Genomic DNA, 10,764 nt, shown 5'->3' on the forward strand with positions numbered 1-10,764 from the left:
CCCCAGGTTATGCCCCAGCGGCACATAGCCCGCCCGCCCCGGCGCCACCGCCAGCGCGATGCCCAGCAAATTCCCATGCAGCGAGTGGCGGTCATCGGTCTGCACATCCACGGCAACATAGCCAGCCTGCCGCGCCGCCTCGATCAGCGTGGTCAGCGCCGCCATCGAGGTTATGGTCTCATAACCGCCAAAAGCCGCCGCCTCGGCCTTGGGCGCGGCCGCCTCGGCGCGCGGCGCATCGCTCAGGGCCAGCCGCTGCTTGATGCTTTTGAAATTATTGGTGTCGAGAAACGCCGAGAGCACCGCATCGTCCCAATGGCGCAATGCCAGCGCCTCAAGCGGCGCGGGCAATGGCGCATCATCGCGCAGCTTCACCAACTCCTTGGAAATCCGCGCATTACCGGCAAACTCCACGAGCATGTCGCGCCGCTTGCCAGGCTTCATCGCGCCGGATTTGGCAGCCTCCAGCACGGCTTCCAGCGTGCCATACTGCCCGATCAGCTCCGCCGCCCCTTTCGGCCCGATCCCGCGCACCCCCGGCACATTATCCACCGCATCGCCGATCAGCGCCTGCACCTCGATCACCTTGTCAGGCGTCACGCCGAATTTGGCCGCCACCTCCGCTTCGCCGATGGGCACGTTCTTCATCGGGTCGAGCATGCTCACGCCGGGGCGGATCAGCTGCATCAAATCCTTGTCGGACGAGACGATCACCGCCTCGCCCCCGGCTTGAAGCGCCGCCTTCGCATAAGCGGCGATCAGGTCGTCCGCCTCCCAATCATCAAGCTCGATGCTGGGGAGCCCAAAGGCTCTCGCCGCCTCGCGGATGAGCGCGAACTGCGGCGCCAGCTCCGGCGGTGTTTCGGGCCGCTGCGCCTTGTAGGGGGTATACATCCGGTTGCGGAACGTCATCCGCCCGGCATCGAAAATCACCGCCAGATGCGAGCCAGTGTGCTCCTTCATCAGCCGCGCGATCATATTGCAGAAGCCGAACACCGCGTTCACATGCACGCCATCTGGCCGCGTCACATCCGGGATCGCGTGGAACGCCCGGAAGATGAAGCCGGAGCCGTCGACGAGGACGAGTCTCATGTCCTTGCGGTCAGTGCCCGTCATCGCGCGCGCCCGGCTCCAGCACGAACAGCCGCGAGCAATACGGGCACATGATTTGTGTTCCTGTGATCTTTAGATACACCTTGGGGTGGCCAAGCGGCCCAACGCCGCCATCGCAGGAGACGGCATGGGTTTTTACATGGATAATTTCGGTCGGGGTCTTGGTTGTGGCGCTGTCCATGGGTTCTGCCTTGCTGTGATGAATACGGCGCGATGATAGCTTCATTCCTGCGTAACCCCAAGCTCTGGCCCCTGCTGCTGGCCTTGAGCCTGCCCGGCTGCGTGCCCGCGCCCTACGGCGCGCCCCGGGCCTCGGCGGCCCACCCGATCATCACCAGCGGCATCTTCACCCTGCCAGATGGCGCGCGCCTGCCCTACCGGCTCTACCCCGCGCAAGGCCCGCTCAAAGCCGTGGTCCTGGCGCTGCATGGCTACACTGACAGCCGCGACGCCTGGGCATTGCTGGCGCAAACCCTTAATGCGCGGGGCATCGCGCTTTATGCGCCGGACCAATCCGGCTTCGGCGCCACCGCCAACCGCGGCGCCTGGCCGGGCACCGCCACGCTGGTTGATGAAGCCCGCGCCATGGCGGTGCAACTGCGCGAAAAATATCCGCATACCCGGCTGGTGCTCATGGGCGAGAGCATGGGCGGCGGCATTGGCCTGTTGCTTGGCGCCTCACCCAACCCGCCGCCGGTGGATGCCTATGTCCTCTCCGCCCCGGCCGTCTGGCGGGTGGGCATGCTTTACCGCACGGTGCTGTTCATGGCCGATGCGCTGGCCCCGCAGATGCGCCTCACCGGCCATGCCGTGCGCATCCGCGCCAGCGATAACACCGCGGCCCTCATCGCCTTCGGGGAAGACCCGCTCACCATCCGTGCGCCAAATCTGCGCAGCATCGCCGGGCTCACCAGCCTCATGGCCAAGGCCCAGGCCGCCTGCGCGCATTTCCGCCAGCCAGCCCTCATCCTTTATGGCGGGCATGACCAGCTGATCCCCAAGGCGGCGATGCGCCGCTGCTGGCGCGCCCTGCCGCCGGGCGCTCCGGTCATCCTGGCGTATTACCCGCCGGATTATCACCTGATCCCGCGCGACCTGGAGCGGGCCGCGCCCAGCGCCGATATTCTCGGCTACATACTGGGCACGGGGCTGGATTCCTCGGCCCCCAGCGCCGCTACGGTGTTTCTGGCGGACTGAACGGGCGCGGCTTGCCCTCGGCATCGATGGCCACGAAGGTGAACACCGCCTTGGTCACGCGGTATTCCTCATGCGTGTTGCGCCGCCGCCGCCAGGCTTCCACGTTTATCTTCAGCGAGGTCCGCCCGGTGGAGAGCAACTCGCAATAAACGCTCACCTCATCGCCGATCTTCACCGGCCGCAGAAAACTCATCGCATCGGCCGAAACCGTGACGCAGCGCCCGCGCGCCACCCGCGCCGCCAGATTGCCAGCCGCCAGATCCATCTGGCTCATCAGCCAGCCGCCAAAAATATCGCCATCCGGGTTGGAATCGGCCGGCATGGCGATGGTGCGGATCATCGGCACCCCGGCCGGCGGCGTCTCGCCCGGCATCGCGTGCGTCATGTTACAGGCTCTTCTCGATCCACGCCTTCAACGCCGATTTCGGCGCCGCGCCCACCTGGCTGGCCGCCACTTTGCCGTCTTTGAAGATCAGCAGCGTGGGGATGCCGCGCACGCCGAACTGTGAGGGGGTCATCGGGTTCTCGTCGATGTTCACCTTCACGATCTCAAGCTTGCCCTCATATTCCTTGCTCAGTTCCTCGAGCGAGGGCGCGATCGTCCGGCACGGGCCGCACCATTCGGCCCAGAAATCCACCAACACCGGGGCGCTGGATTTCAGCACATCCGCATCGAAGGTCTCGTCGGTAACAGCCTTGCTCATGATAACTTCCTAACGTTGGTTGGGTGAGAACATGGCGGCGAAACCCGCCCTAATCAAGCCGGGGCATGCGCGTCCAGCATTTCATCCGGCACCTGCATGGCCACCGCGCTCTGGGTCCATATCAGCAGGCACTCCACGGCATGGGCGGGATAGATCTGCGCCAATATGGCCCGGTAGGCCGCCAATTGCCGCAAATACCCTGGGGGAATCGCCGCTGGCGCGTCCGGCGGGGCGCGGTCGGTCTTGTAATCGGCGATCATCACCCGCTGCGCCGTTACCGCCAGACGGTCTACCAGACCGCCGATTTCCACATCCCCCACCACACCCGCGAGCGGCACCTCCGCCCGGCTCCCCGGCCCGAACAGCGCCGCCAGCGCCGGATTCCGCAAAATCGCCAGCACCGAATCGTGGATTTCCGCCGCGCCGCCCGCCAGCTCCGGCACCCCGGCAAGAAAACGCGCCGCCGCAGCCGCCCGCGCCGGCGGGGGCAGCTCCGGCAGATGTTGCAATAGCGCATGCACCGTCCGGCCGCGCGCCATTGCCGCCGTGCGCGCGGCGCGGGCCTGCATCTGCTCCGTCCCCAGCGGACTCGCCGCCAGCGCCTGACGGGCAACATCCTCCACCCCCCGGCTGGGCGCGATGCGCTCCGGCCGCGTTGTCTCCACCCCCGGCGGGGCCGCCACCCAGCCCGGCGCCGCGCCCGCCCAGCCGGGCAGCGCCGCTTCATGCGTTACCTTATGCTCCGCCTTGTCATCCGGCCTTGCGGTCTGCGCGCAGGCATGCACCAGCCGCCCGTCCACATCCGCCACCTCCGGCAGCCGCGTGAAACCGGCCCGCGCCAGCTCATACCAGCTCGTCTCCGCCACATTGTTCCGCCCCTTGGCGCCGCAGATGATCAGCCCGTCCTCCGCGCGCGTGAGCGCCACATAGAGCAGGCGGTTATATTCCTGCGCCTCGGCGGCGGCGGCGTTTGCCGCGGCGCCGGTCACCGCCGCGGCGCGCAGCGCCGTGCGCGGGCAGAACACAGGCACGCGCACATCCTCCCCCGGCACCGGCAGCCAGAACAGCGTCTCCTTCTGCGCCCCCGTGGGCAGCGCCGTGGTATCGGGCAGAATCACAACCGGCGCCTGCAAGCCCTTCGCCCCATGCACGGTCATGATCCGCACGGCATCCCCGCCTGACTCCGCCTCGCGCTTGATCTGCGCCCCCGCCTGGCGCAGCTGATGCACAAACAGCTGCAGCGCCCCCGGCTCGCTCTGCGTGAATTTCAACGCCTCGGTCAGAAACTCATCCACCGGCTCGGCCGCCTCCGGCCCCAGGCGGCGTAAAATCCGGCTGCGCCCGCCAAGCGGCCCCAGCGCCTCGCTCAGCAGCGCGAAGGGGGAGAGAAAATCCGCCTTCGCGCGCAGCGTCTCGAAAAACGCCTTCGCAGCCGCCCACTCCGCCCGTTCCGCGTGGCGCGCATACAGCGCCGCCAGCAGGCTCCCCCGGCGGCCCATCGCCAGCGCCATCAGGCTCTCATCGCTCAAGCCCCCCAGCGGCGAGACCAGATATTGCGCGAAGGCCAGATCATCATCGCCCAGCAGCAGCGCATCGCACAACGCCAGCAGATCGCCCACCGCCAGCTGCGCGGTCAGCACCATGCGGTCCAGCCCCGCCACCGGCACCCCGCGCGCCTTGCACTCGCGGGTGATGGCGCTCACCAGCGCATCGCGGCGGCGCACCAGAATCAAAAAATCCCCCGGCCGCACCGCGCGGCCCCGGCTTTGCAAAATCTCCCCCGCGTCCAGGCGTTTTTTAATGTCGAGGGCAATCTGGCGGGCCAGCAGCGCCTTGGACGAATCAGCCCCCTCGTAATCCTCCGGCACCGCCCAGGGCGGCAGCTCCGCCGGCGCCGCCGCCTCGCTCAGCGGCCATAATTCCACCCACCCGGCCTGCCCCGCGCGGCTCACCTCATGTTTGAGCACTTCCGTGCCGCGGCAAACCCCCGCGCGCGCCGGGCCGGTTGCGAACACCGCATCCACCAGCGCCAGCACGGGCGCCGTGGAGCGGAAGGAGACCGAGAGCCTGCCATCCACCCAGCGCTGCCCGGCGGCCCTCACCTTTTCGCAAAATTTTGCCTGATACGCCGTGAAACTTTCCAAATCCGCGCCCTGAAACGAGAAGATCGACTGCTTCGCATCGCCCACCGCGAAGATCGTCCGCCCGCCCGCGCGCGCCCCCGCCCCGGCAAAAAATTCATCGGCGATCTTCGCCGCGATCTCCCATTGCGCCGGCGCGGTATCCTGCACCTCGTCGAGCAGCAGATGCGCGATCCCGCCATCCAATTTATAAAGTATCCAGCTAGCGCCAGGGTCCTCGAACAATGTCGCGGTATGGCGCACTAGGTCGGCATAGCTCAGCTGCGCCGCGAGGCGCTTTTGCGCCGCGTCGTTCTGCACAATCGGGGCGACCAGCTGCATCAGGCTCGCATTCAGCGCCGCCAGCCGTGCCGCGCGAATCTGCTCCTGCGCCGCCTCCATGCGTTTGCATTCCGCCGCGATCTCGGCGCGAATATCCGCCTCTTCCGCGGCAAGCCCCTTGCCGAAAAAATTATGCAGCTTGCCCGGCGGGCCTTTGCCCTTGGCGGTAAAATGCACGGCCAGCCAGTCATCCCAATTCGCCGCGCGCGCGGCCTGCGGCTGCGCCAGCCAGTCCAGCGCCTCATGCGCCCATGCCTGGCCAGATTTGTTGCCCTGCGCCGCCAGCAGCCGCAGCCCCGCCCGCAATGGCGCCTCGCGCGGCAACAGCACGGCCTGCGCGCGCAGCGCCGCCTCGCTCTGCGTCCCCGCGCCCAGCGCCGCGCGCTGCAAATGGGCGATTCCGGCGGCTTCGTGAACATGCAGCACGCTGGCGGACATTTGCACGAATTTCTGCGTCAGCGCGGCGAAATCAGGCTCGTTGGTTTCGCCGGCCAGCGTATAAACCGCCGCCTCATGCCCGGGTTGCGCCAGCACATCCTCGCGCGCCTCGCGCAGGCGCCGGCCTTCCTGCACCTCGTCAGCCACCTCGAAATGCGGCGAGAGTCCCGCCTCCAGCGGAAACCGCCGCAACAGCGACTGGCAAAAGGCGTGAATCGTCTCGATCCGTATGCCGCCTGGCAAATCCAGCACATCGGCGAAGAGCTTGCGCGCCAGCACCACATTCGCATCGTTCACCGCCACATCCAGCTCACGCAGCGCGTTTTCCAGATCAGATTTTTTCATCACCACCCAGTTACCCAGGCGCTTGTTCAGCCGGATGGTCATTTCCGCCGCCGCCGCCTTCGTGTAGGTCAGGCACAAAATTTTATCCGGCGCAGTCCCTGAGAGCATCAATCGCAACAGACGGTCGGTTAGAAGCTTGGTCTTGCCGCTCCCGGCCGAAGCCGCGACAAAGGCGGAAACCTTCGGATCAGAGGCTTCGCGCTGCTGCGCGTTGGCAATTTCAATCACCGTCATTGGCGTCATCCTCCCCGGCCCATTCCGCGCGGCGGGAAATACCGGCGTATACATCGTATTTATTCACCCGTTTGGGGTGCGGGCTTGCCAGATATGGCGTTTTTTCATCGGCGAATTTTGCGAACGTTTCAGGCAGAGCCCGCGCCGCATCCTCGATCACCTCGCGCAGCACTCTTGGTTTTTTCGGTTTCACCTCCCGTACCTCGCCCGCCTCGTGCCGTCCGGAAATTTTCCAGTAGGCCAGCTCGGCCACTTCGCCGGTGAATTCGTTGCCGAAACATCCGGCCTGCGCCATCACCGCCTCCAGCGGCAGCTGCGGCGCGCTGCCATCCTCCACTTGCCCGTTGCCAGGCGCGCCGCCGGTTTTGTAGTCGATGATGCCGATGGTGCCATCGTTGAATTTTTCAATCCGGTCGGCCCGGCCGGTGAGCGTGAAGCCGCCCGGCACCGCCAGCTTGGCCTTTACCTCCGAAGCCAGATGAACCGGCGCGCCATGCACGGCGCGGCGTGCGCTCTCGCTCTCCAGCACCCAGTCCGCGATGCGCGCCAGCCGCGCCATCCACCAATGCTCCAGCGCCGCGCGCGGGCGTCTATCGCGCATCGCGGTCTGCAGCGCGAACACGAGGCGCGCGCGCGCATCCGGCGCCGTGAAATTTTCGGGCAGTTTGTAGAATTCTTCCAGCCCCTTGTGCACGATTTCGCCGAAAAGACTGGGGTCGCTCTCTTCGTCAAGCGGGTCAAATTCGGCTATGCGCAGGATTTTCTGGGTATAAATCGCATAGGGATCGGCCATCAGCGTGGCGAAATCCGAGATGCTTAACCGCTCCGGCCGTGCCTTGGCCGGCGGGCGCGGATAGGGGCGCGCGCGGCGCTCCAACTGCGCCGGCTGGTCCAGCTGCAACGCCCAGGAGGCCGCCTCATGCGCCGCCAGCCCCTGGCCGTGCAGCATCGCCTGCAGCCGCGTGAGCCAGCGCGAAGGGACTGCCGGGGCACGCTCGCGCCGCGCGGGGGCCGCCAGCACCACCTCCGGGCAACATGCGGCCAATGAGAAAAACCCGTGCGCGGCCATGCCGATTTTCTGTTCCGGCGAGGGCAGCCCGGCCGCCCGGCGCATCGGGCGGCTCAGCCACGGCCCCGGCTCCGCCGGTGCGGGCCACACACCCTCCACCAGCCCGCCCAGCACCGCGACATCCACGCTTTGCAGTGCCGCTTCCTGCAACCCCCAGATCGCGACGCGCGGATGCCCGTCCTTGGTGCGTGGCTTGCGCACCACTGCCCCGCTCAGCAGCGCATCGAGCAGATCCGCGGTCTCAGTGCTCGCAACATCGGGAAGGTCTTCAAAAATTTCTAGCGCCTGTAACAATAATTCAGAAAGCGCGGTGCCCGCCTCACCGGGCCAGAGCCGCGCCGCGCCTGGTTCGTCCGGGGTCGCGCACAGCGCCTCGGCCACGCTGAGCAAGTGACGAAGCAGTTGCGCGGGATTGCTGCGCACGGGGGGGATCGCCGGGCGCAACATGGCCTCCAGCCGGTCCAGAAACACGCTAAGGGCAGGCAGTGCGGCCTTATCCAGCCGGAACTTGATCTCATCGAATCCCGGCCCAGGGCGGGTGCCGCGCAGCGCGTGAATTTCCAGATTGCGCGCATGTTCCCGGCACATTTCCGGGGGCAGCCCGGCGGCGGCCAGCGGGTGCTTCAGCAGGGCCAGCAAAGGCAGCGGGGCGAAGCCGCTCACCAGCGCGCGCGCCAGCAGCCGCAGCAGGATCGCGGGCGGGCTCTGCGCCAGCGGCTCGCCCGCGCTGTCATCAGCGGTAATGCCGAAACGTTTCAGCGCGGCTGTTACCCGCGTGGCGAGGCCGCGGTCCGGGGTGATCAGCGCCGCCGTGCGCCCTGGCACTTCCAGCGTGTCACGCAGGATCATCGCGATCGCGGCGGCATTCTGCGCTTCCTCCTGCGCCTCCAGCCGGCTCAGCCCCGCGAGCTGAAACGCGATCGGTTTTTCCCATGCTTCCAGGCAGGCGGCGGGGAGCAATGCGCGCGAAAACACCAGGCTGCGCCCGCCCGGCACCGGCGATGCGGGGGCGGGCAGGGGCTGCACCTCGGCAGGGCGCGCGCCGATGTCCGCCAGCAGCCGGGCGATGCCGCCTTGCGCGTGGCTGTCATCCAGCGCCTCCCAGGCGCTCTCGTTCAGGTTGAAATCGTAGCCAGGAAGCAGCAGCAGCCCCTCCGGCAGCCCGGCCACGCGCCGGGCCAGCCGCGCGATGGCGGGATTGCCTTCGGCGGCGACCATCCATACCCGGTGCGGCGGAGGATTTTCCCCCCAGGCGGCGGTTTGCGCGTCCAGCAGCGCCACCAGCCGGGCGGCGGGGTCCGTTGCGCCCATTCCGGCCAGGATCTCCGGCCAGGCATGGGTGATGATCTCGAGGAATTTAAGCGTGGTCTGCCAATGGCTGGCGAGTTCGGCGGCCACCACATTGGGTAGGGTGGCTTTGAGATCGACCTCGGCATAGGCTGCCTCATCGAGCAGCGCGGCGAGATCGGCGGCAAGCTGCCAGGCGGCATGAAGCTTTTGCGGCGCACCGCCCTGGCCGTTCATTTGCAGGATCAATCGCGCCAGAATCGCCTGCCGCTGCATGGGGGGGATGGCTGGCGGCAGGTCCAGCGCGCCGGCCAGCGCGAGGGCGGCTTCGTCGATGGCGCCAAGCGCGACAATGCGCGGCAGCAACAGCGCCTTGCCCTGGTTTTGTTCCAGAAACGCCCCGGCCAGCGCCTGCGCCGCGCGGCGGCTGGGCAGCAGGATCAGCCCGTCGGCCGAGTCGCCGCCCGTCTCCAGCCAGCGTTTCGCCAGCGCGGGCAGGAAGGCCGACTCCGCCGGGAAGGCGCCGAGCTTCATGGCAGATCCTCGTCCAGCTCTGCGCTTCGGCCCGTGCCATCGTGGGAGAAGCTCAGCCGCAGGGCGTGCCGGGGGGTCAGCGGCCCCAGCCGGTCAGGCCATTCCACGATGACGATGCCCTCCAGCGCTTCGTCCCAGCCCAGCTCCTCCAGCGCATGGTGGTCCTGCAACCGCCACAGATCATAATGCCAGATGGTGAGAGTGTTTGTCTCGTATTGCTGCACCAGGGTGAAGGTGGGGGAGGGAACGGTGAGGTCCGGCTCGCCGGTCAACGCGCGGATAAACGCGCGGGCGAAGCTGGTTTTGCCGGCACCCAGCGAGCCGCAGAGCAGCAGAACATCCCCGGCGCGCGCCCGGGCGGCGAGTTTCTGGGCCAGGGCGATGGTCGCGGCTTCATCGGGGAGGAAGATGTGCATGATACTCTTTTTAGGGCATGCGCTTGATTGTGGAAGGGCGGTGCGGCAAAGCCTGGGGTATGGAAAAGCTGACAACGGATGTAGCGATCATCGGTGCCGGCCCGGCCGGGCTGTTTGCGGTGTTTGAGTGCGGGATGCTCAAGATGTCCTGCGTGTTGATCGATGCCCTGGGAGAGACCGGCGGGCAATGCGCCGCACTCTACCCGGAGAAGCCGATTTATGACATTCCGGGGCATCCCGGCATTGAAGCCGCGGAGCTGATTGCCCGGCTGGAGCAGCAGATCGCGCCGTTCGCGGCGCAACGGCTGCTGGGACGGCGGGTGGAAAAACTGCATGGCGCTGCGGGCGCGTTTACGTTGACCACCGATGCGGGCGATGAGATTACGGCCAAGGCGGTGATCGTGGCCGCGGGGGCCGGGGCGTTTGGGCCCAACCGCCCGCCGCTGGAAGGGCTGGAGGCCTATGAGGCCACCGGGGCGGTGCAATATTATGTGAAGCGCCGCGAGTCGCTGCGTGGCAAGCGCGTGGTGATCGCGGGTGGCGGGGACTCGGCGGTGGACTGGGCGCTGGCGCTCAACGGCATTGCCGGGAGCATCCATGTCATCCACCGGCGGCCAAAATTCCGGGCGGCGCCGGAGAGTGCCGCGCAGCTGGACGCGGCGGCGGCGCGCGGCGAGATCGACATGGTGATCCCTTATCAGCTGCACGGGCTGCATGGCGCGGGCGGCGTGCTGGAGGCGGTGGAAGTGGCTGATCTGGATGGCGCCACCCGGCTGATCGGGGCGGATGTGCTGTTGCCGTTTTTTGGCCTGGCGATGGAGCTGGGGCCGCTGGCAGACTGGGCGTTTCAACTTGAGCGCACCCATGTGGTGGTGAACCCGGCGCGGATGGAGACCACGGTGCCGGGGATTTTCGGCGTCGGGGATATTGTGACCTATCCGGGCAAGCTGAAGCTTATTTTGCAG

Annotated in this window: 9 protein-coding genes; 2 read left to right on the forward strand and 7 right to left on the reverse strand. The window is 67.2% G+C overall.

The features are described 5' to 3' along the window. Positions 1-1,116 (reverse strand): 5'-3' exonuclease H3TH domain-containing protein (locus HKL97_RS04705; protein WP_291422959.1); only part of this gene is annotated, 1,116 nt, incomplete at its 3' end. Then, positions 1,103-1,294 carry a zinc-finger domain-containing protein gene (locus HKL97_RS04710; RefSeq protein ID WP_291422961.1) on the reverse strand — a complete coding sequence of 64 codons (192 nt, stop codon included), beginning with the start codon at positions 1,292-1,294 and terminating at the stop codon, positions 1,103-1,105. The genes HKL97_RS04705 and HKL97_RS04710, both read right to left, overlap by 14 nt. A gap of 32 nt (positions 1,295-1,326) precedes the next feature. Between HKL97_RS04710 and HKL97_RS04715 the strand changes: the two genes are divergently transcribed. Beyond that, the gene (locus HKL97_RS04715; RefSeq protein WP_291422963.1) at positions 1,327-2,310 is read left to right on the forward strand and encodes an alpha/beta fold hydrolase; all 984 of its coding nucleotides are present in this window, start codon (positions 1,327-1,329) and stop codon (positions 2,308-2,310) included. Here HKL97_RS04715 and HKL97_RS04720 read toward each other — a convergent pair. The 5 genes from HKL97_RS04720 to tsaE are packed head-to-tail and all read right to left on the reverse strand — an operon-like array spanning position 2,288 to position 9,799. Further along, positions 2,288-2,695, reverse strand: coding sequence for an acyl-CoA thioesterase (locus tag HKL97_RS04720; protein ID WP_291422965.1), 408 nt, complete (start codon positions 2,693-2,695; stop codon positions 2,288-2,290). The two genes, HKL97_RS04715 and HKL97_RS04720, sit on opposite strands and share 23 nt — an antisense overlap. 1 nt (position 2,696) lies before the next feature. Beyond that, positions 2,697-3,014: a thioredoxin gene (gene trxA, locus HKL97_RS04725; protein ID WP_291422967.1), complete on the reverse strand. Its 318-nt coding sequence runs from the start codon at positions 3,012-3,014 to the stop codon at positions 2,697-2,699. Positions 3,015-3,067: 53 nt separating this feature from the next. Then, positions 3,068-6,493: a double-strand break repair helicase AddA gene (gene addA / locus HKL97_RS04730; RefSeq protein ID WP_291422969.1), complete on the reverse strand. Its 3,426-nt coding sequence runs from the start codon at positions 6,491-6,493 to the stop codon at positions 3,068-3,070. Beyond that, complete coding sequence (addB, locus tag HKL97_RS04735) at positions 6,480-9,383, reverse strand: double-strand break repair protein AddB (protein WP_291422971.1); 2,904 nt, start codon at positions 9,381-9,383, stop codon at positions 6,480-6,482. Before addB ends, addA begins: the two co-directional genes overlap by 14 nt. Then, a complete protein-coding gene (gene tsaE, locus HKL97_RS04740) occupies positions 9,380-9,799 on the reverse strand; it encodes a tRNA (adenosine(37)-N6)-threonylcarbamoyltransferase complex ATPase subunit type 1 TsaE (protein ID WP_291422973.1) in 420 nt (139 codons plus the stop codon). The genes addB and tsaE overlap by 4 nt, the downstream gene beginning before the upstream one ends. 59 nt (positions 9,800-9,858) lie before the next feature. Here tsaE and HKL97_RS04745 point away from each other — a divergent pair. Then, positions 9,859-10,764, forward strand: a 906-nt coding sequence (locus tag HKL97_RS04745) for an NAD(P)/FAD-dependent oxidoreductase (protein ID WP_291422975.1), incomplete at its 3' end; no start/stop codon positions are given.

The sequence above is a fragment of the Acidocella sp. genome (genome assembly GCF_013044125.1).
In the GTDB taxonomy this organism is placed as follows: Bacteria; Pseudomonadota; Alphaproteobacteria; order Acetobacterales; family Acetobacteraceae; genus Acidocella.